The 25504-nt window shown below is 59.9% G+C and carries 22 protein-coding genes; 11 read left to right on the plus strand and 11 right to left on the minus strand.

The window, feature by feature from the left end; all coding sequences use genetic code 11:
* Positions 1–415: 415 nt before the first annotated feature.
* From pflB to ycaO, 3 genes are all read right to left on the minus strand, one after another.
* A complete protein-coding gene (pflB, locus tag AB5Y68_RS02540; RefSeq protein ID WP_039039161.1) occupies positions 416–2698 on the minus strand; it encodes a formate C-acetyltransferase in 2283 nt (760 codons plus the stop codon).
* Between the two features lie 41 nt (positions 2699–2739).
* Positions 2740–3588 carry a formate transporter FocA gene (focA, locus tag AB5Y68_RS02545; protein ID WP_039039000.1) on the minus strand — a complete coding sequence of 283 codons (849 nt, stop codon included), beginning with the start codon at positions 3586–3588 and terminating at the stop codon, positions 2740–2742.
* Between the two features lie 381 nt (positions 3589–3969).
* Positions 3970–5730 carry a 30S ribosomal protein S12 methylthiotransferase accessory factor YcaO gene (gene ycaO, locus AB5Y68_RS02550; RefSeq protein ID WP_039039001.1) on the minus strand — a complete coding sequence of 587 codons (1761 nt, stop codon included), beginning with the start codon at positions 5728–5730 and terminating at the stop codon, positions 3970–3972.
* 333 nt (positions 5731–6063) lie between these two features.
* On the opposite strand from ycaO, the gene AB5Y68_RS02555 reads away from it, so the two are divergent.
* Entirely contained in the window at positions 6064–6747 is a 684-nt protein-coding gene (locus AB5Y68_RS02555; protein ID WP_039039002.1) for a B3/4 domain-containing protein, read from the plus strand.
* A gap of 216 nt (positions 6748–6963) precedes the next feature.
* Here the strand turns inward: AB5Y68_RS02555 and sugE are convergent, their stop codons facing one another.
* Positions 6964–7278 (minus strand): quaternary ammonium compound efflux SMR transporter SugE, encoded by a 315-nt coding sequence (gene sugE / locus AB5Y68_RS02560; RefSeq protein ID WP_039039004.1) that lies wholly within the window; start codon positions 7276–7278, stop codon positions 6964–6966.
* A gap of 340 nt (positions 7279–7618) precedes the next feature.
* On the opposite strand from sugE, the gene asd reads away from it, so the two are divergent.
* Complete coding sequence (asd, locus tag AB5Y68_RS02565) at positions 7619–8731, plus strand: aspartate-semialdehyde dehydrogenase (RefSeq protein WP_039039005.1); 1113 nt, start codon at positions 7619–7621, stop codon at positions 8729–8731.
* A gap of 116 nt (positions 8732–8847) precedes the next feature.
* Here the strand turns inward: asd and cspD are convergent, their stop codons facing one another.
* Positions 8848–9066: a cold shock-like protein CspD gene (gene cspD, locus AB5Y68_RS02570; RefSeq protein WP_010674510.1), complete on the minus strand. Its 219-nt coding sequence runs from the start codon at positions 9064–9066 to the stop codon at positions 8848–8850.
* Positions 9067–9294: 228 nt separating this feature from the next.
* On the opposite strand from cspD, the gene clpS reads away from it, so the two are divergent.
* Positions 9295–9612, plus strand: a complete 318-nt coding sequence (clpS, locus tag AB5Y68_RS02575) for an ATP-dependent Clp protease adapter ClpS (RefSeq protein ID WP_005325410.1) — start codon at positions 9295–9297, stop codon at positions 9610–9612.
* Positions 9613–9672: 60 nt separating this feature from the next.
* Positions 9673–11925: an ATP-dependent Clp protease ATP-binding subunit ClpA gene (clpA, locus tag AB5Y68_RS02580; RefSeq protein ID WP_010674511.1), complete on the plus strand. Its 2253-nt coding sequence runs from the start codon at positions 9673–9675 to the stop codon at positions 11923–11925.
* A gap of 69 nt (positions 11926–11994) precedes the next feature.
* Here the strand turns inward: clpA and infA are convergent, their stop codons facing one another.
* The 3 genes from infA to aat form a co-directional block, all read right to left on the minus strand.
* Entirely contained in the window at positions 11995–12213 is a 219-nt protein-coding gene (gene infA / locus AB5Y68_RS02585; RefSeq protein WP_005300033.1) for a translation initiation factor IF-1, read from the minus strand.
* A 68-nt stretch (positions 12214–12281) separates the two neighbouring features.
* Positions 12282–12998, minus strand: a complete 717-nt coding sequence (locus tag AB5Y68_RS02590) for an arginyltransferase (protein WP_167825493.1) — start codon at positions 12996–12998, stop codon at positions 12282–12284.
* Positions 12995–13702, minus strand: a complete 708-nt coding sequence (gene aat / locus AB5Y68_RS02595) for a leucyl/phenylalanyl-tRNA--protein transferase (protein WP_039039162.1) — start codon at positions 13700–13702, stop codon at positions 12995–12997. The genes AB5Y68_RS02590 and aat overlap by 4 nt, the downstream gene beginning before the upstream one ends.
* 17 nt (positions 13703–13719) lie before the next feature.
* On the opposite strand from aat, the gene AB5Y68_RS02600 reads away from it, so the two are divergent.
* Positions 13720–14190, plus strand: coding sequence for a glycine zipper 2TM domain-containing protein (locus AB5Y68_RS02600; RefSeq protein ID WP_010674514.1), 471 nt, complete (start codon positions 13720–13722; stop codon positions 14188–14190).
* 83 nt (positions 14191–14273) lie between these two features.
* On the opposite strand, the gene AB5Y68_RS02605 is transcribed toward AB5Y68_RS02600, so the two are convergent.
* The 3 genes from AB5Y68_RS02605 to ald form a co-directional block, all read right to left on the minus strand.
* Entirely contained in the window at positions 14274–15515 is a 1242-nt protein-coding gene (locus tag AB5Y68_RS02605; RefSeq protein WP_029314438.1) for a diguanylate cyclase, read from the minus strand.
* Between the two features lie 58 nt (positions 15516–15573).
* A complete protein-coding gene (gene trxB / locus AB5Y68_RS02610; RefSeq protein WP_010674516.1) occupies positions 15574–16524 on the minus strand; it encodes a thioredoxin-disulfide reductase in 951 nt (316 codons plus the stop codon).
* 183 nt (positions 16525–16707) lie between these two features.
* Positions 16708–17823, minus strand: coding sequence for an alanine dehydrogenase (gene ald / locus AB5Y68_RS02615; protein ID WP_010674517.1), 1116 nt, complete (start codon positions 17821–17823; stop codon positions 16708–16710).
* A 150-nt stretch (positions 17824–17973) separates the two neighbouring features.
* Between ald and lrp the strand changes: the two genes are divergently transcribed.
* From lrp to AB5Y68_RS02645, 6 genes are all read left to right on the plus strand, one after another.
* On the plus strand, positions 17974–18465 hold the full coding sequence (gene lrp / locus AB5Y68_RS02620) for a leucine-responsive transcriptional regulator Lrp (protein ID WP_005300047.1): 492 nt from the start codon (positions 17974–17976) through the stop codon (positions 18463–18465).
* Positions 18466–18654: 189 nt separating this feature from the next.
* A complete protein-coding gene (locus AB5Y68_RS02625) occupies positions 18655–21156 on the plus strand; it encodes a DNA translocase FtsK (RefSeq protein WP_039039007.1) in 2502 nt (833 codons plus the stop codon).
* Positions 21157–21227: 71 nt separating this feature from the next.
* Positions 21228–21836 carry an outer membrane lipoprotein chaperone LolA gene (gene lolA, locus AB5Y68_RS02630; RefSeq protein ID WP_039039163.1) on the plus strand — a complete coding sequence of 203 codons (609 nt, stop codon included), beginning with the start codon at positions 21228–21230 and terminating at the stop codon, positions 21834–21836.
* A gap of 67 nt (positions 21837–21903) precedes the next feature.
* On the plus strand, positions 21904–23241 hold the full coding sequence (locus tag AB5Y68_RS02635) for a replication-associated recombination protein A (protein ID WP_039039008.1): 1338 nt from the start codon (positions 21904–21906) through the stop codon (positions 23239–23241).
* A 282-nt stretch (positions 23242–23523) separates the two neighbouring features.
* Entirely contained in the window at positions 23524–24819 is a 1296-nt protein-coding gene (gene serS, locus AB5Y68_RS02640) for a serine--tRNA ligase (RefSeq protein ID WP_039039009.1), read from the plus strand.
* A 175-nt stretch (positions 24820–24994) separates the two neighbouring features.
* Positions 24995–25486, plus strand: coding sequence for a CvpA family protein (locus AB5Y68_RS02645; protein ID WP_010674522.1), 492 nt, complete (start codon positions 24995–24997; stop codon positions 25484–25486).
* The last annotated feature ends 18 nt before the right edge of the window (positions 25487–25504 follow it).

A 25504-nucleotide genomic window follows, 5' to 3' on the forward strand; every position in this document is an offset into this window, starting at 1 on the left:
CCTGAGTACCTGAGTACCTGAGTACCTGAGTACCTGAGTACCTGAGTACCTGAGTACCTGAGTACCTGAGTACCTGAGTACCTGAGTACCTGAGTGCCTGAGTGCCTGAGTGCCTGAGTGCCTGAGTGCCTGAGTGCCTGAGTGCCTGAGTGCCTGAGTGCCTGAGTGCCTGAGTACCTGAGTGCCTGAGTGCCTGAGTGCCTGAGTGCCGGTGGGCACATCCGTGCATCAAGCGCAGGAGAGGAGTGGAGAGGGGCATCATAGGGAGGGGCGTTAGGAGGCTAACGTCTGGCCGAGCCTGCGGCTCAGAGCCTGTGAGTCAGGGGGCCTGTGAGGTAGGAAACGGCTTGCACACCGGCTAACGGCCATAAAAAAACCGGCGCCTGGGCGCCGGTTTTTGTTCACCGAGACGCTATTACAGAGAAGCGGTGAAGGTACGGGTGATGACGTCTTGCTGTTGCTCCTTGGTCAAGGAGTTGAAGCGAACGGCATAACCGGATACGCGGATAGTCAACTGCGGATATTTCTCCGGGTTTTCCATGGCGTCCAGCAGCATTTCACGGTTCATCACGTTGACGTTCAGGTGCTGACCACCTTCCAGGTTGGCTTCATGGTGGAAGTAACCATCCATCAGGCCGGCCAGGTTGGCTTTCTGGGCTTCCATGTCTTTGCCCAGGGCGTTCGGCACGATGGAGAAGGTATAGGAGATACCATCTTTGGCGTAGGCGAACGGCAGCTTGGCGACGGACGTCAGGGAAGCAACGGCACCCTTCTGATCACGACCGTGCATCGGGTTGGCACCCGGGCCGAACGGCGCACCGGCGCGACGACCATCCGGGGTGTTACCGGTCTTCTTGCCGTACACCACGTTGGAGGTGATGGTCAGCACGGACTGGGTAGCCACGGCACCACGGTAGGTGTTGAGCTTCTGAATCTTCTTCATGAAGCGCTCGACCAGGTCGCAGGCGATGTCATCGACGCGAGCGTCGTTGTTGCCGAACTGCGGGTACTCGCCTTCGATCTCGAAGTCGATGGAGACGCCATCGGCATCACGTACCGGCTTGACCTTGGCGTACTTGATGGCAGACAGGGAGTCAGCGGCTACGGACAGACCGGCGATACCACAGGCCATGGTGCGATAGACATCACGGTCGTGCAGCGCCATCAGGGAGGCTTCGTAGCTGTACTTGTCGTGCATGTAGTGGATGATGTTCAGCGCAGCAACGTATTGCTTGGCCAGCCAGTCCATGAAGTGATCCAGTCTGTCCATCACGTCGTTGTAGTCGAGGTACTCGGAGGTGACCATTTCGGTCTTCGGACCGACCTGGATCTTGAGCTTCTCGTCCATACCGCCGTTGATTGCATACAGCATGGTCTTGGCCAGGTTGGCACGGGCACCGAAGAACTGCATCTGTTTGCCGACGATCATCGGGGACACACAGCAAGCGATGGCGTAGTCATCGTTGTTGAAGTCCGGACGCATCAGGTCGTCGTTCTCGTACTGAACAGAAGAGGTCTCGATGGATACCTTGGCGCAGTACTTCTTGAAACCGACCGGCAGCTTCTCGGACCACAGGATGGTCAGGTTCGGCTCAGGGGACGGGCCCATGGTGTACAGGGTGTTCAGCATACGGAAGCTGTTCTTGGTGACCAGGGTACGGCCGTCAACGCCCATACCGGCCAGGGTCTCGGTGGCCCACATCGGGTCGCCGGAGAACAGTGAATCGTATTCCGGGGTACGCAGGAAGCGAACCATACGCAGCTTCATGACCATGTGGTCCATCAGCTCCTGGGCTTCTTGCTCGGTGATCAGGCCTTTTTGCAGGTCACGCTCGATGTAGATGTCCAGGAAGCTGGAGGTACGACCGAAGGACATGGCCGCGCCGTTCTGGGACTTGACCGCCGCCAGGTAGGCGAAGTAGGTCCACTGGACGGCTTCTTTGGCGGTCTTGGCCGGTACGGAGATGTCGCAGCCATATTTGGCAGCCATCACCTTCATCTGGGCCAGGGCACGGTGCTGCTCGGAGATCTCTTCGCGCAGACGGATGGTGGCTTCCAGGTTGACACCGTTTTCCAGGTCAGCCTGCAGGGACTTGAACTGGGCCAGTTTGTCGGCCATCAGGAAGTCGACACCGTACAGGGCAACACGACGGTAGTCACCGATGATGCGGCCACGGCCGTAGGCATCCGGCAGACCGGTGATGACGCCGGACTTGCGGCAGTTCAGGATGTCTTTGGTGTAGACGTCGAACACGCCCTGGTTGTGAGTCTTGCGGTACTCGGTGAAGATCTTCTCGACCATGGGGTCAAGCTGGCGACCGTACACTTCGCAAGAGGTCTTGACCATCTTGATACCGCCGTTGGCGATGATGGCGCGCTTGAGCGGCTTGTCGGTCTGCAGACCAACGATTTGCTCCAGGCTCTGATCGATATAGCCGGCATCGTGAGCGGTAATGGTGGAGGGCAGGTCGGTATCAAAATCGACCGGCGCGTGAGTGCGGTTCTCGATCTTGATGCCTTCCATGACCTTGTCCCACAGCTTGGTGGTAGCTTCGGTCGCGCCAGCCAGGAAGGACTCGTCACCTTCATACGGGGTGTAGTTCTTCTGGATGAAGTCACGGGTGTTGACAGAGGTCTGCCATTCACCGGCTGCGAAGCCTTCCCATGCTTTTTGGAACTGTTCGTTAAGTTCTGCCATTTTCATTACCTCTCAAGGTATTTATGTGTCTGCCGCCATCCTTAATGATGGCGACGGAAGATAAACCAGTAAGTCAGCCCAACCATGACGCCACCACCAATGATATTACCGATGGTGACAGGGATGAGGTTGTGCAGGACGAAGTTGGACACGGTCAGGTCGGCAAAGGTCGCCGGATCCTGGCCGATGGCCTGCCAGAATTCCGGGCTCGCGACGCTGTGGATGGCGATACCGACCGGGATCATAAACATGTTTGCGATGCTGTGCTCAAAACCGGAGGCCACGAACATGGCGACGGGGAGCAGCATCACCATCACCTTGTCGGTGGCGCTGCGGGCGCCGAAGGCCATCCACACGGCGAGACACACCATGAGGTTGCAGAGGATGCCAAGGGCCACGGCTTCAAAGAAGGTGTGATGGATCTTGTGCTGGGCCACTTTCATGGCGTTCAGACCCCACTGACCATCCGCTGCCATGTATTCCGCCGACATGATGATGAGGCCGACGATGATGAGACCGCCGATGAGGTTACCGAAGTAGACCAGTCCCCAGTTCTTGAGCAGCTGGGCCCAGCTGATGCGATTCGCCGCCTTGGCTACCAGGGTGAGGGTAGTGGAGGTGAACAGCTCGGCGCCGAGCAGGACGCAGAGGATGAGACCGAGGGAGAAGCAGATGCCGCCCACCAGCTTGGACATGCCCCAGGCCATGCCGCTTGAGCCCGTGGTGACGGTGATATAGAAGACGAAGGCGATGGCGATGAAGGCGCCAGCGGTGATGGCCAGGGGAATGACCTTGTATGCGGGCTTGGTGGCCTTGGCATAGGTAATGTCTTCGGCCAGGGCGGCGATGGCTTCGGGCTTCAGACAATCAAAGGGAGATTCTGCTTTCAATTCTCAGTACCTGCATATTTTGCCTGTGGAAATCATAACAAAGGGGCTGATCCCCAAAATTGACTCCGATCAAGAATTACAGATTGTGAATGTAATTTTACTACAGGATTTTTCGCCATCCGGAAGCGTTTCCTTACACCAGGTTTCAGGTGAAACAGAAATGGGTCTGTTATTAATTTTATGATTTTTAAGAACTTATAAAGGACACCCTGAAAAACGTACCGGCAAGGCACCTGTGCGGCCGCACTGCACCATGAGTGCCAAATTAACAACCCCCTAAGAGGTATTTTTTGTCTTTTATTTCATCTTTGTGGCACGGCCAGCCAAAGCGTAGACCATAAAACAGAAGGGGCCATAAGGCCCCTTCGTCACACTAGCATATCAGTTCCAGGTATGGATTCGTTTGGCTTTTTGCAATTTCTCGTAAGCGGCCAGCAGTTTCTGGTGCAGCGGGAACTGGGAGAGGGAGAGATCGGCGGCTTCCAGACCGTGGAAGCGCGCCTCGCCGCGGGCGTTGGCCCACGCCTGCGCCAGGGTCTCTTCCCCGAACATGCGGGCGAACACCGGGCGGTACTGTTCGGGGTCGCGTTCCTCGTCGAGGAAAAGCTCGACGCAGGCGCGCAGGGCGCGGTAGTAAGCGGCGCGGTCCGCCGGGAACACCGACTGGTTGAACTCCATGGTCCAGTCGATGAGGTCGAGGGCGCTCTCCAGGTCACCAGCGGCCAGCGCCAGCATGGCTTTGAGCTCACCGACGCGCAGGGTGTGCAGGGCAGTGCCCTTGGCGGCGGCGATGCCGAGCAGCTCGCGCACCCGGGTCCGCTCGTCGTGCCCCTCTTCATCCAGCTGGTCGAACAGGGCCATGTACTGCTCTGCGTCCCACTCGAGCGCCGGCAGCGCCAGGATGGTCTCCCGCAGGTGGGCCCCCATGGTGTTGTTGGCCAGCAGCAGATCTTCCACCGGATAGATGTCGGACATGCCGGGCACCAGGATACGGCAGGCGTAGACACCCAGGTGCTCGTAGTCGGCGATGTAGACCGGCTGCTCCAGCTCGTGGAAGATGCCGATCAGGTGGTCGAACTCCTCTTGCGAGGTGCCACGGAAGTCCCAGTCGGCAAACTCGAAGTCGGACTCTTCCTTGAACAGATCCCAGCTGATGAGGCCGGAGGAGTCGATGAAGTGGGTCTCCAGGTTGTGGTGATCCGCCACCTGCTCGTTGTCAAACGACGGCGGCACGAAGACGTCCAGATCCTTGAGACTGCGCCCTTGCAGCAGTTCGGTGACGGTACGCTCGAAGGCGACCTCGAAGCGCGGGTGGGCGCCGAAGGAGGCAAAGCAGGTGCCGTTGCTCGGGTTGAGCAGCACCACGCAGATGACCGGATAACGGCCGCCGAGGGAGGCATCGAAGCTGTAGATGGGGAAGCCTTCGGCCTCCAGTGCATCGATGGACGCCTTGATGCCCGGGTAACGGGCGATGACCTCGCCCGGGATCTGGGGCAGGCTGATGGCCTCGGCGATGATCTTGTTCTTCACGTGGCGCTCGAACACCTCCGACAACCCCTGGGTGCGGGCCTCGGTGCGGGTGTTGCCGGCACTCATGCCGTTGGAAACATACAGGTTGCCGACGATGTTCATCGGGATGTAGACGGTCTGGCGGTCGGACTGGCGCTCGAAGGGCAGGGCGACGATGCCGCGCTCCTCGTTGCCGGATTGCAGGTCCACCAGCATGTCGGCGGTCACTTCCCCGTCCGGGTTGTAGAACTTGCGGGTGAAGGAGTCGAGCAGACCAGTGGGCAGCTGATCCCCCTCGATGGGGAACCACTTCTCGTTCGGGTAGTGGACGAAGTCGCCATTGGCGACCTGCTCGCCCAGGTAGAAGTCGGCGAAGAAGTAGTTGGTGGAGAGACGCTCGAAATACTCGCCAAGGGCGGAGGCGAGCGCCGCCTTCTTGCTGGCACCTTTGCCGTTGGTGAAGCAGAGGGCGCACTCCTTGTCCCGGATGTGCACGGACCAGACGTTGGGCACGGGGTTGAGCCAGGAGGCCTCTTCGATATCAAACCCCAGGGCTTGCAGCTTGGTCTGGAAGCGTTCGATGGAGTCTTCCAGCGCTGCGTCCTTGCCGGGAATAAAAGTGTGGTCGGTCATCACAATGTCCTGATTTTATGGGCTCATGTTTGGACGCAGATAATAGCATGAGTGACGGGGAAAGCGGCCAGGGCAATGGTGTGGGCTTGCCCAGGTCTGCATTGGAGGGGCGGGGTGTGGTAGTGGGGCCGGGCGGTGCGCTGCGGGGCGGTGATTTTTCATGGGAAAGAGGGTTGGATCATCAGTTTTACTTAACATAATTAAGATAAAGTAAATTTTATTATGACCCTGTGCCCTTCATCATGGCGTCAACCATTGGTGGGGGGAGGAAAAGAGGGGAGCGCCCGTGCCCGTTCCCCCCCCGTCTTGATGAGCCTTGACCAGGAGTGCTGAATGTTCCCGATGATCCCCCGTATCGACCCCGAGATAGCCAGGTTGGCGCCGGGCTTTTGTGCCCTCAGCATCGTGGTGGAAGCCGCCCCCGTGATTGACACTCTGGTGGGGGAGCGGGCCCTGGCCCGGGCATGTGCGGCCCTTGGCACCGACGAGGCCCCCTGGGCCCTTGAACATCTGGCCGCCTGGGATCAGGTGTTCAAGGGGTTTGGCGCCAAGCCTGCCCGCACGCCCTGCTCGGCCCAGGCACTGCGCAAGCGGGTGCTGCGCGATGGCGTCTTGCCCGCCATCGATCCCGTGGTGGATCTCTACAACGCCATCAGCATCGAGTATGCCATTCCCGTGGGCGGGGAGGATCTGGCGGCCTATGTGGGAGCGCCGCGCCTGGTGATTGCCGATGGCAGCGAATGCTTTGACACCCTCAAAGAAGGGCTGCCAACCCAAGAGGCACCGGCTCCCGGAGAGGTGGTGTGGCGGGACGATCTCGGCGTCACCTGTCGCCGCTGGAACTGGCGCCAGGGGATCCGCACTCGCCTGAGCCTCTCTTCCCCCCGGATGTGGTTCATTCTGGAGTGTCTGCCGCCGATGCCGCGCACGGCCTTGTGGGAGGCCGGCGACAGGCTGATTGCCGGTCTCACGCAGATGATGCCTGGGGCCCGCATCGAGCAGACGCTGGTGGAGTGATTGAAGGAGCAGACGAAAAGATAAAAGGAGGCGCCCCATGTTCGCCCGGGCGGTCATGGGGCGGATCTTGCTCGCCATGCCACGTCTGTGCCGCCCGCCTTTACCCACCGCCTGCGAATACATCAGCAAGCAGAGGAACACGGCAACACGCCGGGCTGACATCGTCCCCAGGAGCTTGCCACGTCGGGGCCGGTGTACCCGGCCCTTTCAGCGCGCCTAACCGATGAATTTCAGACCCAGAATGCCGACGATGATGAGCAGCAGGCAGAGCACCCGGGCCAGGGTGGCCGGTTCGTTGAACAGCCAGATCCCCATCAGCACGGTGCCGACCGCGCCGATGCCGGTCCAGACCGCATAGGCGGTACCAAGGGGCAACTGTTTGACCGCCATGGCGAGCAGCAGCACGCTCACCCCCATGGCGATCAGGGTCAGCAGGGTGGGGAGGGGACGGCTGAAACCGTCGGTGTATTTGAGGCCGATGGCCCAGGCGACCTCGAACAGGCCGGCCAACAGCAGGAGCAACCAGGACATAAGGCAGATTCCGCAGGAAGCAGGGTCGTCCCTGCGTATCAGGAGGCCTCGGGGCCGTCCCCGAGGGGCAGCGGGGCTGCCGGTCGGTCTCAATGATGCCCCAACTGAAGGCAGGATGCCAACCGGCTGCCCGCAGGTCGGCCAGGCCGACGGATATTGCAGCGAATGGCACAGAATATTGCGCAATTCGACTTGCGCCCGCCGTCACAATCCGTAATGTGGACAGACGCATTTTTTGCAACTCATATATTGTGAATCCCTTGTAAACGGCTGGCGCCAAGGCAGGGGGTCACGGGTACCACACACGATTTCTATAAGCAGCTATCCAGGGTAGGACATTATGAAAAAAGTAGGTTTGGTCGGTTGGCGTGGCATGGTGGGTTCGGTGTTGATGAGCCGGATGCAGGAAGAGAAGGATTTTGCCCGCATTCAACCCACCTTCTTCACCACCTCCCAGGCCGGTGAGGCCGCCCCCAATTTTGGCGTCGATGCCGGCACCCTGCAGGACGCCTTCGATCTCGAGGCGCTGGCCGCGCAGGACGTCATCATCACCGCCCAGGGCGGCGACTACACCAAGGATGTCTATCCGCGCCTGAAAGCCGCCGGCTGGCAGGGCTACTGGATTGACGCCGCCTCCTCCCTGCGCATGGAGAAGGACGCGGTCATCATCCTAGATCCGGTCAACGGCGACGTCATCGAACACGCCCTGAACAACGGCATCAAGACCTTCGTTGGCGGCAACTGCACCGTCAGCCTGATGCTGCTGGCCCTGGGTGGCCTGTTCAAGGCCGATCTGGTGGAGTGGGTGAGCGTGGCCACCTATCAGGCGGCCTCCGGTGGTGGTGCCCGCCACATGCGCGAGCTGGTCACCCAGATGGGCATGCTGCGGGATGAAGTGGCGGTGGAGCTGGCGGATCCCGCCTCCGCCATCCTCGACATCGAGCGCAAGATCACCGAGAAGACCCGCTCCGGCACCCTGCCGGTGGACAATTTCGGTGTGCCGCTGGCCGGTGGCCTCATTCCCTGGATCGACACCAAGCTCGACAACGGCCAGAGCCGTGAAGAGTGGAAGGGCCAGGCCGAGACCAACAAGATCCTGGGTATCGAAAACGCCGCTATCCCGGTGGATGGTCTGTGCGTGCGGATCGGGGCCCTGCGCTGCCACAGCCAGGCCTTCACCATCAAGCTGAAAAAAGATGTGCCGCTGGCCGAGATCGAAGCCCTGCTGGCTGCCCACAACGACTGGGTCAAGGTGATCCCCAACGATCGCGACATCACTGCCCGCGAGCTGACCCCGGCTGCCGTCACCGGCACCCTCAGCATCCCGGTCGGTCGTCTGCGCAAGCTCAACATGGGCCCGGAATACCTGGCCGCCTTTACCGTGGGTGACCAGTTGCTGTGGGGCGCCGCCGAGCCGCTGCGTCGCATGCTGAACATCCTGCTGGCCCGCTGAGGTAGCTGCAGCAGGGAACAAGGAAGGCCTTGCCTTTCTTGATCCCCTCTTCGTGCCTGTCCATAAAAAAGCGGCATCCCTTGGGATGCCGCTTTTTAATTTATCCAGTTTGACTCTTAGATGTTCTGTGCTTCGTTTGGCACGATGACAGAGGCATGATTTCCTTTCGGCCCCTGCTGCAGTTCAAAGTTGACTGCCTGACCTGCTTTCAAGGTCTTGTAACCTTCCATTTGAATCGTGGAGTAGTGAGCGAAGATGTCTTCACCACCGCCTTCCGGACAGATAAACCCAAATCCTTTTGCGTTGTTGAACCACTTGACTGTTCCGGTTGCCATACATCTACATCCTTTTATTGATTACCCTGAAGTCGTTGAGTAACCTGCGCCAGCCTTATATAACTAGGGCATGACCCCGTAGCAGACGGGCGCCGATTAGCAAGTAACCAATCTAGTCCAACTTTTAAGCGAGTCAAGAAGTTGTTAACAACCGATGTGATCTGGTTAACAAGTCTATTGACAATCTTGAGCGACACGGTAGTAATCTAGAGGTACCAAAGCGCAACTATGAGCAAGCAGAAAGAACTCTTTGCTAATGAAGAGATTGCAGAGGCAGAGAAAACGAAGCTGCAACCGCCACCCATGTACAAGGTCGTCCTGAACAACGACGACTACACACCGATGGAGTTCGTGGTGGAGGTGCTGCAAAGGTTCTTTGGTATGGATCTGGAGAAGGCCACTCAGGTGATGCTGAGCGTGCATTATAGTGGTAAGGGAGTCTGCGGCACATTTACCGCCGAGATTGCCGAGACCAAAGTGGTCCAGGTCAACACCTATTCACGTAACAACGAACATCCACTGCTATGTACCATGGAAAAGGCTTGAATCTGATGACTTGATGGCGATAACGACACCGCATTGTTGCTGTACTGAGGGGAGGTGCCTATGTTGAACAAAGATCTAGAAAAGACGCTGAACGAGGCTTTCAAGCTGGCCCGTGACGAGCGCCACGAATTCATGACCGTCGAGCACCTGTTGTTGGCCCTGCTGGATAACAGCTCAGCCCATGAGGCGCTGAGTTCATGTGGTGCGGATGTGGAACAGATGCGCAAAGAGATCCGCGCCTTCATCAATCAAACGACCCCGCTCATCCCCCGTGACGACGAAGACAGGGAAACCCAGCCGACGCTGGGCTTCCAGCGCGTGCTGCAACGTGCCGTCTTCCATGTCCAGTCGTCCGGCAATACCGAGGTGAGCGGTGCCAATGTCCTGGTCGCCATCTTCAGCGAACAAGAGTCCCAGGCCGCCTACTTCCTGAAAAAAGCCGAAATAAGCCGCCTGGATGTGGTGAACTTCCTGTCCCACGGGGTGCGCAAGGACAACAAGCCCGAGAGTGGTGGCAACAATGCGGAATCTGATGACGAGGTATCCTCTGCCCAGATAGAAAGCTTTGCCACCAACCTCAACCAGCTGGTGCTGGAGGGGCGCATCGATCCGCTCATCGGCCGTGATCAGGAGCTCAATCGCACCATTCAGGTATTGTGCCGCCGCCGCAAGAACAACCCCTTGCTGGTCGGGGAAGCCGGCGTGGGCAAGACCGCCATCGCCGAAGGGCTTGCCTACCGTATCGTCAAGGGGGATGTGCCCGAGGTGATTGCGGGTAGCACCATCTACTCCCTGGACATGGGCTCCCTGCTGGCGGGCACCAAGTATCGTGGTGACTTCGAGAAGCGCCTCAAGGTGCTGCTCAAGCAGATCGAACGTCAGGAGGGGGCCATCCTCTTCATCGACGAGATCCACACCATCATTGGCGCTGGTGCGGCTTCCGGTGGGCAGCTGGATGCGGCCAACCTCATCAAGCCGCTGCTCTCCAATGGTTTGCTGCGCTGCGTGGGCTCCACCACCTACCAAGAATATGCCCAGATCTTCGAGAAGGACAGGGCCCTTGCTCGCCGCTTCCAGAAGATCGACATCGTCGAACCCACAGTAGACGACACCACTCGCATTCTGATGGGACTCAAGAGCCGTTATGAGTCTCACCATGGCGTGCGTTACACCGTCAAGGCGATCCGGGCGGCGGTGGAGCTTTCCGCCAAGTACATCAATGATCGCCATCTGCCTGACAAGGCCATCGACGTCATCGACGAAGCGGGGGCAGGGCAACGCCTCTTGCCCGTCAGCAAGCGCAAGAAGGTGATCAATGTGCCGGAAATCGAAGCCATTGTTGCCAAGATTGCCCGTATTCCCGAGAAATCTGTCTCCTCCTCCGACAAGGAAGTGCTGAAGAATCTGGAGCGTAATCTCAAGATGGTGGTGTTCGGGCAGGACAAGGCCATCGAGGTGCTGACCGATGCCATTCGGTTGTCACGTTCAGGGCTTGGCAACGAACGCCGACCTGTGGGCTGCTTCCTGTTTGCCGGCCCGACCGGGGTGGGCAAGACCGAAGTGACCCAGCAACTTGGCAAGGCGCTCGGGGTCGAGGTATTGCGATTTGACATGTCGGAATACATGGAACGCCATACCGTGTCCCGGTTGATAGGGGCTCCTCCCGGTTACGTGGGATTCGAGCAGGGAGGGCTGTTGACCGACTCCGTCCTCAAGCATCCGCACTCCGTCGTGCTGCTTGACGAGATCGAGAAGGCGCACCCGGATGTCTTCAACTTGCTGCTGCAGGTGATGGACAACGGTACCCTGACGGACAACAACGGGCGCAAGGCAGATTTTCGCAATGTGATCCTGGTGATGACCACCAACGCAGGGGTTCAGGAAACCCAGCGCAAGTCCATCGGCTTCCAGCAGCAGGACATGAGCCACGATGCCATGGCGGTGATCAACAAGACGTTCAGTCCGGAGTTCCGCAACCGGCTCGATCACACCATCTGGTTCAACCATCTCGACATGGGAGTGATCCATCAGGTGGTCGACAAGTTCATCGTCGAGCTGCAGGTTCAGCTGGATGCCAAGGGCGTTTCACTGGAGGTGTCTGAAGAGGCGCGCCACTGGTTGGCAGAGAAAGGTTATGACAGGGCAATGGGAGCAAGACCCATGGGCCGGGTCATTCAGGAGCACCTCAAGAAGCCCCTGGCCAACGAGATCCTGTTCGGTTCCCTGGTCGATGGCGGTATTGTGAAGGTTGAGCTGGTGAACAACAGCCTCAGCTTTGATTTTCAGGTCAACGTTGAAGCTGTCTCTCACTGACTGTGAGCAAGGCCGGAAATGACAAAAAACCCCAACCGAGAGGCTGGGGTTTTTTGCTGAATTCCTGGCTTAGCGAGAGCGGAAAACAATACGTCCCTTGGAGAGATCGTACGGAGTCAGAGCCACCGTTACTTTGTCCCCAGTCAGGATACGGATGTAGTTTTTGCGCATCTTGCCGGAAATATGAGCGATAACCACGTGACCATTTTCCAGTTCCACACGGAACATGGTATTGGGCAAGGTTTCGAGAATGGTACCCTGCATCTCAATACTGTCTTCTTTAGCCATTGAATCCTCTTGATAAGCCACAACAAAAAACCGCTGGATCATGCCGGATTTAAGGCTATGTGTAAAGTTTACTCGGGCTTGGTGTCGATTTTTTTCCATTCTCCCTGGACCAGCAGCTCATGGGGCAGGTATTGGCGCTTGTAATTCATCTTGCGGCACTCCTCCACCAGATACCCCAGATAGAGCCACTGACGACCGGTACGTCTGGCCAGTTCCAACTGGCTCAGGATGGCGAAGGTGCCGAGCGACCGATCGGCATAGTCGGGGTCGAAGAAGGTGTACATGGCGCTCAGAGAGTGGGGAAGCAGGTCCGTGGTGGCCACGCCGATGAGGCGTCCCTCCTTGCGTATCTCCAGATAAAGGGGGGGCATCCAGTCGCAGTGCAGGAACCCCTTGTATTGAGTCCGGCTCGGTGGGTACATGCTGCCATCCCGATGACGCTCACGGATATAGCGTTCATAGAGCTGGTAATACTCGGGCTTGTCGTCATAGCTCAGCACGAGTTCGAGATCCCGGTTCAACTGGCGGATGCGTTTCTGCCCACGACTCGGGATGAAGCGTTCACTGTGTATGCGCAAGGATTGGCAGGCGCTGCAGGCGGGGCAGTGAGGACGATAGATGTCGTTGCCACTGCGCCGGAATCCTGCCGTCAGCAGCCGTTCGTACCCGGCGGCGTTGAGCAGTTCATGGTCCATCAGGACCAGCAACTGCTCCTGCTCGTGACCGAGGTAGCTGCACGGGTGCCTGGGGGTCAGCCCGACCTTGAGGATCACTTCTTCACTCATAGGCTGATTCTCCTCGGTTGCCAGCATCCCTCTTGCAACGGTTGCCGGGTCAGGGTGGCCAGGGTGGTCAGAAAGCGCTGCCTTGGCCACTCCTGGACGCCCAGCGTGGCCAGAAAGTCGTTTTGCATCTGGCAGTCGATGAGGGCACCGCCGTGCCCTGCAAAGTGGCGGCAGAGGGCCACCATGGCCAGTTTGGCGCCATTGTCGATGCGGCTGAACATGGATTCACCACAAAAGAGTCGGCCTAGGGAGAGGCCATAGAGACCTGCCTGCAACTGATCATCCTGCCAGATCTCGATGGAGTGGGCATGACCGAGGCGATGAAGGCGCCGATAGGCGTCGATCATGGGGGCACTTATCCAGGTGCCGCTGGCGGTGCGACGGGGGGCGGCGCAGGCTGCAATGACGTCATCAAAGGCGCGATTGATGTAAATCTCGAAGGGGGTGCGGCGCAAACACTTCTGCAGGCTGCGGCCGATGTGGAGTTCCTCGGGCACGATGACTCCCCTGGGGTCCGGTGACCACCACAGCAGTGGCTGATGGGGTTCATTCCACGGAAAGATCCCGCTGTGGTAAGCTGCCAGCAATCGAGCGGGGGAGAGATCTCCCCCAATCGCGAGCAGCCCGTTGGGCTCTTCCAGCGCATGGCTGGGGGAGGGAAACCAGCACAGCTCATCATCCAGTTCGGTAAGATAGCGAGACATAAGGCAGAGGTTCATAGATGAAGGCCATTATCCTGATAGTATCCAGCTTGCTTGGCTTTGTCACGGCGCCGGCCTGGAGTGCGGTGTATGAACGCAACACGGCGCGTCCGGTGGAGCAGGTGGTCTTCGGCCAGGTGGATGCGGTGCGCAACATCACCCAGCGCCAGATGGTGGAATCAGAGCATTCCGGCTGGAAAACCCTGGGAGGGGCCGTGCTTGGCGGGCTGCTCGGCAACCAGTTTGGCGGTGGGCACGGGCGGGAAATTGCCACAGCGGTCGGGGCGCTGGCGGGAGCGGCGGCGGTGCAGCAGTTTCAGTCAGGGGGCAGCGTGGTGGAGAACAAGTTGGTGGAGCTGCTGATCCGCAACGAGCAGAATGGGCTCATCAACGTGATCCAGGATTACGATCCGGCCATGGTCTTTGCGCAGGGCGACAAGGTACGCATCCTCTATTTCAACGATGGAGTGCGGGTCGACAAGACCTATTGAACGGTGAAGAAGGGATTGACCCGGCGGCCGCCACACAAGGGGCGCCGGGCGGTACTACACGGAGTGCCTCTGCTGATGCTTGCTCAGACGTCCTGACAGACTATCTTGTCTCGCCCGGTATTCTTTGCCTGATACAACTGGCGATCTGCCTCGCTCAGCGCCTCGTCCATGGAGAGCCGCCCGACATTGATGACGCCGAAACTGGCGCGTACAAAGAGCGATATCTCCCGCGACAGCGGTTGCTGACGCATTTGCAGACGAAGCCCTTCCAGTCGCTTGAGCAGCACGGGAACGGGGCAGTGTGGCACCATCAGGGCAAATTCTTCACCACCGAATCGGGCTATCATGGCATCCGGGAAGAACTGGGTGAGCAGCCTGGCCAGATGACAGAGCAGCTGATCGCCGATGGCGTGCCCCCAGTGATCATTGACCTGCTTGAAGTGATCCACGTCGAGCACGCACAGGGAGAGCTGCGCCTGATGGCGCTGATGCTCCTCGAACCACTTTTGACCCTCGTTGAACCAATAGCGTCTGTTGTAAAGCCCGGTCAGGTAGTCTCGGTTGGCCGATTCCTGGATGTTGTTGAACTGCTCAAGGGCCTCCAGGTTGTGGCTGACCCGGCACTGCAGCTCCTCGGGTTCAAAGGGCTGATTGAGAAAATCATTCGCCCCTTGCTTGAGGTAGCGTGCCGAGAGGCCGTGCTTGTCCGACACCGAGATGCCGATGATGGCGAGCTGCTGCTTGCTGTAGCGCTCGCGCAGCATTCGCACCAGGCTGATGCCATCGATCTCCGGCATGTAGTAGTCCACCAGCATCAGGCGAATGGCGGGGTGCTGCTCAAGCTGTGCCAGCGCATCGCGGGCTGAATTGGCCTCGTGCACCTGCAACAACTGCTTGCGCAACTGGGCCGCGGTACGGTGACGGGAGGTGCGTGAATCGTCGACCACCAAGACTTCGATGGCCTGGTTGAGGTAGAGGCGGTGCACCAGACCGACGGCATATTGCAGGGAGTGACGTGAATCCTTCATCACATAGTCCAGCACCCCGGCCTCCAGCCAGGCTTCCCGCTTCTCTTCGCTGATGTCAGCCGTCAGGATCACCACCGGCAACCCACGCTCCCTCAGCACGTTGACAGCCTCTCCGCCGGGGGCGTCCGGCAGGGTGAGATCCACCAGGGCGACCACATAATCTTCCCCATGGCAATCGCGAGCCCCTTCAAGGGTATCGAACGCGTCGATTTCCAGTCCGGTCTGCTGCGCAATGGCCTGGGTCAGCATACGGCGTACCGTCAGGCTGTCTTCCACTATCATTATTTTTCGTTTCATCCTGCTCCTTGCAATAAAAAAGGGCATGCCAACTGGCATGCCCTTTATATCCTTCCGATTATTGTGCGTCCAGATATCGCTCTGCATCGAGGGCGGCCATGCAGCCGGTTCCTGCGGAGGTGATCGCCTGGCGGTAGACGTGGTCGGCCACGTCGCCGGCGGCGAACACGCCCGGGATACTGGTCTGGGTTGCGAACCCTTCCAGTCCGCCACGCACTTTCAGATAGCCGTTTTCCATCGCCAGCTGCCCTTCGAAGATCTGGGTGTTGGGCTGGTGACCGATGGCGATGAAGACCCCCATCAGCGGCAGCTCGGAGGTGGTGTCATCCCGGGTGCTGCGCAGGCGCACGCCGGTGACGCCCATGTCGTCACCCAGTACTTCGTCCAGGGTCTGATGGGTGTGCAGGACGATATTGCCGCTCTCGACCTTGTCGTTGAGGCGCTTGATCAGGATCTTCTCGGCGCGGAACTCGTCGCGGCGATGGATGAGGTGCACCTTCTTGGCGATGTTGGCCAGATAGAGTGCCTCTTCCACGGCGGTGTTGCCGCCGCCGACCACGGCCACTTCCTGATTGCGGTAGAAGAAGCCGTCACAGGTGGCGCAGGCGGAGACGCCGCGGCCCTTGAAGGCCTCTTCGGAGGGCAGACCCAGGTATTTGGCGGAGGCGCCGGTGGCGAGGATCAGCGCATCGCAGGTGTATTCACCGTTGTCGCCCTTGAGGCGGAAGGGACGCTCGGTCAGCGTCACTTCATTGATGTGATCAAAGAGGATGCGGGTATCGAACTTCTCTGCATGCTCTTTCATGCGCTCCATCAGGGCCGGGCCGGTCAGCCCTTCCGCGTCCCCTGGCCAGTTTTCCACTTCGGTGGTGGTGGTCAGCTGACCACCTTGCTGCATGCCGGTGATGAGCAGGGGATTGAGGTTGGCGCGAGCGGCATAGACGGCCGCAGTGTAACCTGCCGGACCGGATCCCAGGATCAGCAGTTTGCTGTGAGTGACTTGGCTCATGATGTGATTTCCGAGACGTGATGAGTTTGCGCGATTGTAGGTAATTCGTGATCCGTGGTCAAAGGCCAGCGCATCGATTGGGGCAATCGCCAACAAGAGGGGTGAGCCGGGGATGGCAGGCATAAAAAAACCGCCCATCGCGGGCGGATTTTCACTCATCTACCTCCCTTTGCAGGGACGCGATCAGTTCAGCAGGGTCAGGGGATCCGTGTAAGCCAGGTTGTGGGCCACGGCAACCTCCTTGCAGGTGATTTTGCCCGCCATCACGTTCAGGCCGTGCAACAGGTGGGGATCGGCGAGCAGAGCGTTGCGATAGCCCTGTTCGGCCAGCTTGATGATGAAGGGGAGGGTGGCGTTGTTCAGGGCCACGGTGGAGGTCCGCGCCACGGCACCCGGCATGTTGGCCACGCAGTAGTGCACCACCTCGTCGACGATGAAGGTGGGATCTTCGTGGGTGGTGGCATGGGAGGTCTCGACACAGCCGCCCTGGTCGATGGCCACGTCCACGATGGCTGCACCGGGTTTCATGCGAGCAATGTGGTCACGGCTGACAAGTTTTGGCGCAGTGGCGCCAGGCACCAGCACGCCGCCGATGACCAGGTCCGCCGCCAGCAGATGGCGCTCCAGGGTCTCGCGGTTGGAGTAGACCACCTTGGCAGCCCCTTGGAACTCGCTGTCGAGACGGCGCAGGGTATCGACGTTGTTGTCGAGGATGGTGACGTCGGCACGCAGGCCGACGGCCATGCGGGCTGCGTTGGAGCCCACCACACCACCACCGATGATCACCACCTTGGCCGGTTCCACACCGGGCACACCGCCGAGCAGCACGCCGCTGCCGCCACGGGATTTCTCCAGTGCCTGGGCACCGGCCTGAATAGACATGCGTCCGGCCACTTCCGACATGGGGGCCAGCAGGGGCAGACCGCCACGACCGTCCGTGACGGTTTCATAGGCGATGCAGACGGCACCACTGTCGATGAGATCCTGGGTCTGGGCCAGGTCCGGCGCCAGATGCAGATAGGTAAAGAGGGTCTGGCCGGGACGCAGCATGGCCCGTTCCACTGCCTGGGGTTCCTTGACCTTGACGATCATCTCCGCCTTGGCGAAAACTTCGGCAGCGGAGGCCAGGATCTCGGCTCCGGCAGCCAGATAATCTGCGTCACTGAACCCAATGCCATTTCCTGCGCCGCTTTGGACGAAAACAGTATGGTTTCGTGCTGTCAGTTCACGTACACTGGCCGGAACCATGCCTACGCGATATTCATGGTTTTTTATTTCCTTAGGTACACCGATAATCATGCTATCCCTCGTCTATCGATTGGTGGTTTATGTTGCCTAGATGTTAAGCGACATTTGCGCCTAGTATATTCAGGTATTGACAGGATTTGTGACCATTATTATAAAATGACTGGTGATTCTTACCAAAAAATAGCCAAAGGATGGAATTAAATGATGGAAGCTAAGAGTCGGCTAAAGGATTTGGACAGGATTGACCGCAACATTCTGAATGAACTGCAAAAGGATGGCAGGATTTCGAACGTTGAGTTGTCCAAACGAGTTGGCCTGAGTCCCACACCGTGTCTGGAACGGGTTCGTCGCCTAGAGCGACAAGGGTATATCGAAGGATATGCCGCCATTCTGAACCCTCATTATCTGGACGCGTCTCTGCTGGTGTTCGTGGAAATTACCCTCAATCGTGGCGCCCCCGATGTGTTCGAGCAGTTCAACAAGGCTGTTCAGGTGCTCGAAGAGATCCAGGAATGTCATCTGGTGTCCGGTGATTTCGACTATCTGCTCAAGACCCGCGTCAGCGACATGTCCGCTTACCGCCGCCTGCTGGGTGAAACCCTGCTGCGTCTGCCGGGCGTGAACGACACCCGCACCTACGTGGTGATGGAAGAGGTCAAACAGAGCAGTCGTCTGGTGATCAGCACCCGATAAGCGGGGTTGTGCTGTGACTTGCAAGTTCCATGACGAGTCACGATAGTCAGAAACGAGCGGCCGGTCCGCTCGTTTCTTCTTATAGAGAGTTTCAGGCTCGCCCTCAGGCACTGGCTGACAATCGGTGGGCTTTTCAGGGATACTAGGCCCCCTATCCCCGCATTCATGTTTTCACAAAGGAGCCGGAGTTTGGCCGATAAAAAGCTGTTTACTCCTTTATCAGGTACACAACGGATCTTCGAGGCCGTCTTGATCGCCATCACCCTGATGGCTGCCTATCTTTTGCTTGCCCTGCTGACCTACCATCCCGCCGATCCCGGCTGGTCGCAAACCTCCTGGCAAGGGGAGGTGAAAAACCTCGCGGGCAGCGCCGGTGCCTGGCTCGCCGACATCACCATGTTTACCTTCGGGGCCTTCTCCTATCTGGTGCCCCCTCTGGTGGTGCTGCTTGGCTGGAGCCTGTTCTGGCGCCCGAGCAAGCTGCTGGAAGTGGATTACCTCACCCTGTCGGTACGGATCATCGGCTTCGTGCTGACGGTGCTTGGCATGTCCGCCATCGCCAGCATGAACTTCAACGACTTGCAGAACTTTTCCGCCGGCGGCCTGGTGGGGGATGTGATCGCCTCAGCCGTGGTGCCGCTCTTTGGCGGCGTGGGGGCAAACCTGATGCTGCTCTGCTTCGTGGCCACCGGCATCACCCTCTTTACCGGCTGGTCCTGGCTCACCATCGTCGAGCGCATCGGTGCCGCCTGCACCGGCTCAGTCAGCGCCATCTACCATTTCCCCACCACCCTGGGCCGCTGGCTCACCGGTGGCTGGCGCCAGCCCCGCTATGAGGGGCCGGATCCCCTGCTGGAAGGCGTGGGCAGCTTCGATCAGGAAGAGGATGACGAAGACCCCCACGGCAGCTGGACACGCAACCCCAAGGCGAAGAATTGCGCTCAAAAGACAAAAGCTGACGAATGGCTGCCGGAGCTTGACGAAGACACCTTCCAGTTCGATCCACAGTTTGACGACGAAGAGGACGAGGCTCCGGCGCCTGCCGCCAAGGGCAAGCGCGTGGCCAATGGCCGTCCGCGTCCCGCCGTGCGCCAGGAAGAAGATGACCTCGACTTGCCCTGGGCGGAGGGGGATGACGAACCCGATGCTCCCGTTGCCGCGGCGCCGGTGAAAGCCAAGCGCCGTCCCCAGCCCGGTCTGGCCCCTTTGCCGAGCATCGATCTGCTGGACAGGCCGCCCGCCAAGACCCAGATGATGAGCAAGGACGAGCTGGAGCGCATGGGCCGGCTGGTGGAGGCGAAGCTCGCCGATTACAACGTGCAGGCCAAGGTGGTGGGCGTCTATCCCGGTCCCGTCATTACCCGCTTCGAGCTGGACCTGGCGCCGGGCATGAAGGCGAGCAAGATCACCAACCTCTCCCGGGATCTCGCCCGTTCTCTCTCTGCCAGCAGCGTGCGGGTGGTGGAAGTGATCCCGGGCAAGACGTTCGTCGGGATCGAGCTGCCCAACCGGGTTCGCCAGACCGTCTACCTGCGGGAAACCCTCGACTGCGAGGCGTTCGCGGCCAGCCGCAATCCGCTCACCATGGGGCTGGGTCAGGACATCGCGGGGGAACCCGTGGTGGTGAACCTCGCCAAGATGCCCCACCTGCTGGTGGCGGGTACCACGGGCTCGGGCAAGTCGGTGGGGGTGAACACCATGATCATCTCCATGCTCTACAAATCCTCCCCCGAGGATCTGCGCTTCATCATGATCGACCCCAAGATGCTGGAGCTCTCGGTCTATGAAGGCATTCCGCATCTGCTGACCGAGGTGGTCACCGACATGAAGGATGCCGCCAACGCCCTGCGCTGGTGCGTAGGCGAGATGGAGCGTCGTTACAAGCTGATGTCCGCGGTCGGGGTGCGCAACCTCAAGGGGTACAACGACAAGGTGCTGGCCGCCATCGAGGCGGGGGATCCCCTGGTCGACCCCCTGTGGCGTCCGGGCGACTCCATGGATCAGATGCCGCCGGAGCTGGAAAAACTGCCCCACATCGTGGTGGTGGTGGACGAGTTCGCCGACATGATGATGATCGTCGGCAAGAAGGTGGAGGAGCTTATCGCCCGTATCGCCCAGAAGGCGCGGGCGGCCGGTATTCACCTTATCCTCGCGACCCAGCGTCCGTCGGTGGATGTCATTACCGGCCTCATCAAGGCCAACATCCCGACCCGTATTTCCTTCCAGGTGTCGAGCAAGATCGATTCCCGCACCATCCTGGACCAGGGGGGCGCCGAATCCCTGCTCGGCATGGGTGACATGCTCTACATGCCTGCCGGCACCTCCAACCCCACCCGTGTCCACGGAGCCTTCGTCGATGACCACGAGGTACACAAGGTGGTGGCGGACTGGAAACTGCGTGGCGAGCCGGATTACATCGACGAGATCCTCTCCGGCGAGTCGGACGGCGAGGGCGGCGGTGGCGACTTCGGCGGTGGCGGCGATGAAGAGCTCGATCCCCTGTTCGACGAGGCGGTGGCCTTCGTGGTGGAATCCCGCCGCGGCTCGACCTCCAGCGTGCAGCGCAAGTTCAAGATCGGTTACAACCGGGCGGCCCGTCTCATCGAGCAGATGGAAAACCAGGGCATCGTCAGCGCCCCGGGCGGCAACGGCCAGCGCGACGTGCTGGCACCGCCGCCGGTCCGTGACTAAGCCTCACATCATCCTGGCCATGCCCTCTGCGGGCGTGGCCTTTTATCGAGAACCTCCCTATGAAGAGCCTGATGAAAAAACAACTGTTGATGGGTTCCATTCTGCTGGTCGCCAGCAGCCAGGTATGGGCCGATGCGGCCAGCGATCTCAAGGAGAAGCTCTCCTCCGTCAATGTCTTCTCCGCCACATTTGCCCAGACCGTCTATGACAGCAAGGGCAAGGAGCTGCAAAAGGCGAGCGGCTCCCTGCTGGTGCAGCGACCCAACCGCTTCAACTGGCACACTACCTCCCCGGACGAGAGTTTGATCGTGGCCGATGGCAAGGATGTGTGGGTGTACGACCCCTTCGTCGAGCAGGTCACCGCCCTCAAGATGAAGGATGCGGTGCTCAACACCCCCTTCGTGCTCATCGCGGGCAACGACAACAGCCTCTGGAAGAACTATGACGTGACCCAGGAAGGGGATGTCTACACCGTCACCAGCCGCAACAAGGACGAGCTGATCGCCTCCTTTCGCATCACCTTCGACCGTCAGAACAACATCAGCCGCTTCGACGTGAAAGAGGCGCAGGGGCAGTGGAGCGAGTTCACCCTGAGCAGCTTCAACCGCAAGCCGGTGCTCAAGGGCAACGAATTTGTCTTCAAGATCCCGAAGGGGGTCGAGCTGGACGACCAGCGTTGATGAGCCAGCCGTTACCGGCGTTATCGTCTGACCGGGCGTCATGGACGACCGGTCAGCTGCAAGGTCAATGCAGATGAGCAATTTATCCCTGGATTTCTCCTCGGACTTTCGTCCGCTGGCGGCCCGGATGCGGCCGCAAACCCTCGAGCAGTACATCGGCCAGCAGCATATCCTGGGGCCGGACAAGCCCCTGCGAAAAGCGATCCTGGCGGGGCACTGCCACTCCATGATCCTCTGGGGGCCCCCCGGTACCGGCAAGACTACGCTGGCAGAACTGGTTGCCCACTACTGCCAGGCGGAGGTGGAGCGGCTCTCGGCGGTCACCTCCGGCATCAAGGAGATCCGCGCCGCCCTCGACAAGGCGAAGGAGAACGGCTGGCGTGGGGTGCGCACCATCCTGTTCGTGGATGAAGTCCACCGCTTCAACAAGAGCCAGCAGGATGTCTTCCTGCCCCACATCGAAGACGGCACCATCACCTTCATCGGCGCCACCACCGAGAACCCCTCGTTCGAGCTCAACAACGCGCTGCTCTCCCGGGCCCGGGTCTATCTGCTCAAGAGGCTGGAGGAGCAGGATATCCTCGCCATGATCGATCAGGCGATGCAGGATGCTCGCGGGCTCAATGACCCTAGCCTGCGCTTTGCCCCCGGGGCCAAGGAGGCGCTGGCGAAAGCCGTGGACGGGGACGGGCGCAAGTCTCTGAACTATCTGGAGCTCCTGGCCGACATGGCCGAGGCCGACAGCTCAGGGGCGCGGGTGATCGACAGTACCCTGCTCGCCGCCGTGGTGGGGGAGCACGTGGCCCGTTTCGACAAGGGCGGCGATCACTTCTACGACCTCATCTCGGCGGTGCACAAGTCCATTCGCGGCTCGGCACCGGATGCAGCCCTCTACTGGTATGCCCGCATGGTGAGCGCCGGCTGCGATCCCCTCTACATCGCCCGCCGCTTGCTGGCCATTGCCTCGGAAGACGTGGGCAACGCCGATCCCCGTGCCATGCAGGTGGCGCTCTCGGCCTGGGACTGCTTCCATCGCATCGGCCCGGCGGAAGGGGAGCGGGCCATCGCCCAGGCCATCGTCTACCTCGCCTGCGCCCCCAAGAGCAATGCGGTCTACACCGCCTGGAAGGCGGCGCTTCACGACGCCAAGAACCTGCCGGACTTCGAGGTGCCGTCGCACCTTCGCAATGCCCCTACCAAGCTGATGAGCGAGCTGGGCTACGGCGCTGAGTATCGCTACGCCCACGACGAGCCGGGGGCCTATGCGGCCGGCGAGCAGTACTTCCCCCCGGAGCTTGCCGGCAAGCAGTACTATCAGCCCACCGAGCGGGGGCTTGAGAAGCAGATAGCCCAGAAGCTCGACTATCTGCATGAGCTGGACAAGCAGAGCCCGCGCAAGCGATAGGAAAGACCTTCAGGTTCCTTGCCCGGAAAAGGGCACGGCAAGGGCATCAGGGGAGGGGGTTTCCGGCAAAAACGGGCGCAATAGTCCCTGTTCGGGCGGGGGGGCGGTCTGCTACACTGCCCGTCTGACCCCGGTTGTCTTGGCCTTGCACCATCTTCTTGATTTCGAAGGCCCGATTCCGAAGGCAAAGGGGTGCGCCAACCGATGTTAACTTCCGGATCTGTTTCCCAACCCGGTCACGATGACCCGGGCCCAGATCCCATTAAAAAAAGTAGGTAAACCATGCTGGATCCCAAATATCTGCGCAGCGACATCACCGAAGCTGCCGCTCGTCTGGCGACACGTGGCTACGTTCTGGACGTAGCGGCGGTCAATGTTCTGGAAGAGAAACGCAAGGATCTGCAGTCCCGCACCCAGGAGCTGCAGGCCGAGCGCAACGCCCGCTCCAAGTCCATCGGTGAGGCTGCCCGTCGTGGTGAAGATGTTGCCCCCCTCAAGGCCGAGGTGACCAAGATCAACGACGAGCTTGAGACCAGCAAGGTCGAGCTGGAGGCCCTGCTGGCCCAGCTCAAGGGGATCGCCGACGCCATCCCCAACCTGCCGAGCGAGACCACCCCGGTGGGCCGTGACGAGAACGACAACGTGGAGGTCCGCCGCTGGGGTACCCCGCGTGAGTTCGATTTCCCGGTGCGCGATCACATCGATCTGGGTGAGGCGGCCAAGGGGGTCGACTTCAAGAACGGCGTCAAGCTCTCCGGTGCCCGTTTCGTGGTGATGAAGGGCCAGATTGCCCGTCTGCACCGCGCCCTGGCCCAGTTCATGCTGGACCTGCACACCCTGCAGCACGGCTACACCGAGTGCTACGTGCCCTATCTGGTCAACCCGGACAGCCTGTACGGCACCGGCCAGCTGCCCAAGTTCTCCCAGGACCTCTTCAATACCGGCATCGAAGGGGAAGGGGAAGACGAAGGCAAGGTGCGCAAGTTCTCCCTCATCCCGACCTCCGAAGTGCCGCTCACCAACATGGCCCGTGACGAGATCTTCGACGAGCAGGAGCTGCCCATCAAGATGACCGCCCACAGCCCCTGCTTCCGCTCCGAAGCGGGCTCCTACGGTCGTGATACCCGTGGCCTCATCCGTATGCACCAGTTCGACAAGGTCGAGATGGTGCAACTGGTGCACCCGGAAAAATCCTGGGATGCCCTGGAAGAGATGGTGGGTCACGCCGAGAAGGTGCTGCAACTGCTGGAGCTGCCGTATCGCGTGATGGCGCTTTCCACCGGTGACATGGGCTTCTGCGCCGCCAAGACCTACGATCTGGAAGTGTGGCTGCCGGCCCAGAACACCTATCGCGAGATCTCCTCCGTCTCCAACTGCACCGACTTCCAGGCACGCCGCATGCAGGCTCGCGTGCGCATCGACGGCAAGCCGCAGCTCATTCACACCCTGAATGGTTCCGGTCTGGCGGTGGGTCGTACCCTGGTGGCCGTGCTCGAGAACTACCAGCAGGCAGATGGCCGCATCGCCATCCCGGCTGCGCTGCAATCCTATATGGGCGGCCTGACCCACATCGGGTAAGCGCTCGTTGCAGACGACAACGCCATGGCATGCCATGGCGTTGTGCATTCTGGGCCCGGGAAACCCGCCGCAAGGGGAAGGGATAGCTCCCTTCGGGCCTGTAACACAATTTTATCAAGCATTGCGCAATCGTTTTTGTTAGACTGCGCCGCAATTTCGCAGGACATCTTTTTCTATGGTCTGGATTGATTACGCCATCATCGGCATCGTCGGTTTCTCCGCCCTCATCAGCCTGGTGCGCGGCTTTCTCAAGGAGGCCATGTCTCTGGTCACCTGGTTCGTCGCCTTTTTCATTGCCAGCCATTTCTATCCCGATCTCGCCGTCTATTTCACCTCTTTCTCCGATGCCATGGTTCGCAACGGTCTGGCCATCGCCGCCCTGTTCGTGGCGACCCTGATCCTCGGCAGCGTGGTGAACTACGTGGTGGGCCTGCTGGTGGAAAAGACCGGGCTTTCCGGCACAGACAGGGTGCTCGGGGTCTGTTTTGGCGCCATTCGCGGGGTGCTGATCGTCAGCGCCCTGCTGTTTTTCATGGATACCTTCACCAGCCTCTCCCAGAGCGACTGGTGGGTGGCGTCCAGGCTGGTGCCGGAGTTCAAGCCGGTGATCCAGTGGTTTTTCGGGTTCATGATGAACTCGTCCAGTTTTCTTCAACAGGTACAGTGACTTCGAGGTAGCAAAGAC

Source organism: Aeromonas sp. R6-1, from assembly GCF_040908165.1.
GTDB lineage: Bacteria > Pseudomonadota > Gammaproteobacteria > Enterobacterales > Aeromonadaceae > Aeromonas > Aeromonas caviae.

What these genes read in the sequence shown, in the direction of transcription:
- ald (WP_010674517.1), bottom strand. Translation starts at nt 17,823, where the DNA reads ATGATTATCGGTGTACCTAAGGAAATAAAAAACCATGAATATCGCGTA.
- asd (WP_039039005.1), top strand. Translation starts at nt 7,619, where the DNA reads ATGAAAAAAGTAGGTTTGGTCGGTTGGCGTGGCATGGTGGGTTCGGTG.
- AB5Y68_RS02635 (WP_039039008.1), top strand. Translation starts at nt 21,904, where the DNA reads ATGCAGATGAGCAATTTATCCCTGGATTTCTCCTCGGACTTTCGTCCG.
- pflB (WP_039039161.1), bottom strand. Translation starts at nt 2,698, where the DNA reads ATGGCAGAACTTAACGAACAGTTCCAAAAAGCATGGGAAGGCTTCGCA.
- AB5Y68_RS02590 (WP_167825493.1), bottom strand. Translation starts at nt 12,998, where the DNA reads ATGAGTGAAGAAGTGATCCTCAAGGTCGGGCTGACCCCCAGGCACCCG.
- lolA (WP_039039163.1), top strand. Translation starts at nt 21,228, where the DNA reads ATGAAAAAACAACTGTTGATGGGTTCCATTCTGCTGGTCGCCAGCAGC.
- cspD (WP_010674510.1), bottom strand. Translation starts at nt 9,066, where the DNA reads ATGGCAACCGGAACAGTCAAGTGGTTCAACAACGCAAAAGGATTTGGG.
- trxB (WP_010674516.1), bottom strand. Translation starts at nt 16,524, where the DNA reads ATGAGCCAAGTCACTCACAGCAAACTGCTGATCCTGGGATCCGGTCCG.
- AB5Y68_RS02600 (WP_010674514.1), top strand. Translation starts at nt 13,720, where the DNA reads ATGAAGGCCATTATCCTGATAGTATCCAGCTTGCTTGGCTTTGTCACG.
- infA (WP_005300033.1), bottom strand. Translation starts at nt 12,213, where the DNA reads ATGGCTAAAGAAGACAGTATTGAGATGCAGGGTACCATTCTCGAAACC.
- AB5Y68_RS02605 (WP_029314438.1), bottom strand. Translation starts at nt 15,515, where the DNA reads ATGAAACGAAAAATAATGATAGTGGAAGACAGCCTGACGGTACGCCGT.
- sugE (WP_039039004.1), bottom strand. Translation starts at nt 7,278, where the DNA reads ATGTCCTGGTTGCTCCTGCTGTTGGCCGGCCTGTTCGAGGTCGCCTGG.
- ycaO (WP_039039001.1), bottom strand. Translation starts at nt 5,730, where the DNA reads ATGACCGACCACACTTTTATTCCCGGCAAGGACGCAGCGCTGGAAGAC.
- serS (WP_039039009.1), top strand. Translation starts at nt 23,524, where the DNA reads ATGCTGGATCCCAAATATCTGCGCAGCGACATCACCGAAGCTGCCGCT.
- AB5Y68_RS02555 (WP_039039002.1), top strand. Translation starts at nt 6,064, where the DNA reads ATGTTCCCGATGATCCCCCGTATCGACCCCGAGATAGCCAGGTTGGCG.
- lrp (WP_005300047.1), top strand. Translation starts at nt 17,974, where the DNA reads ATGATGGAAGCTAAGAGTCGGCTAAAGGATTTGGACAGGATTGACCGC.
- clpS (WP_005325410.1), top strand. Translation starts at nt 9,295, where the DNA reads ATGAGCAAGCAGAAAGAACTCTTTGCTAATGAAGAGATTGCAGAGGCA.
- clpA (WP_010674511.1), top strand. Translation starts at nt 9,673, where the DNA reads ATGTTGAACAAAGATCTAGAAAAGACGCTGAACGAGGCTTTCAAGCTG.
- AB5Y68_RS02645 (WP_010674522.1), top strand. Translation starts at nt 24,995, where the DNA reads ATGGTCTGGATTGATTACGCCATCATCGGCATCGTCGGTTTCTCCGCC.
- aat (WP_039039162.1), bottom strand. Translation starts at nt 13,702, where the DNA reads ATGTCTCGCTATCTTACCGAACTGGATGATGAGCTGTGCTGGTTTCCC.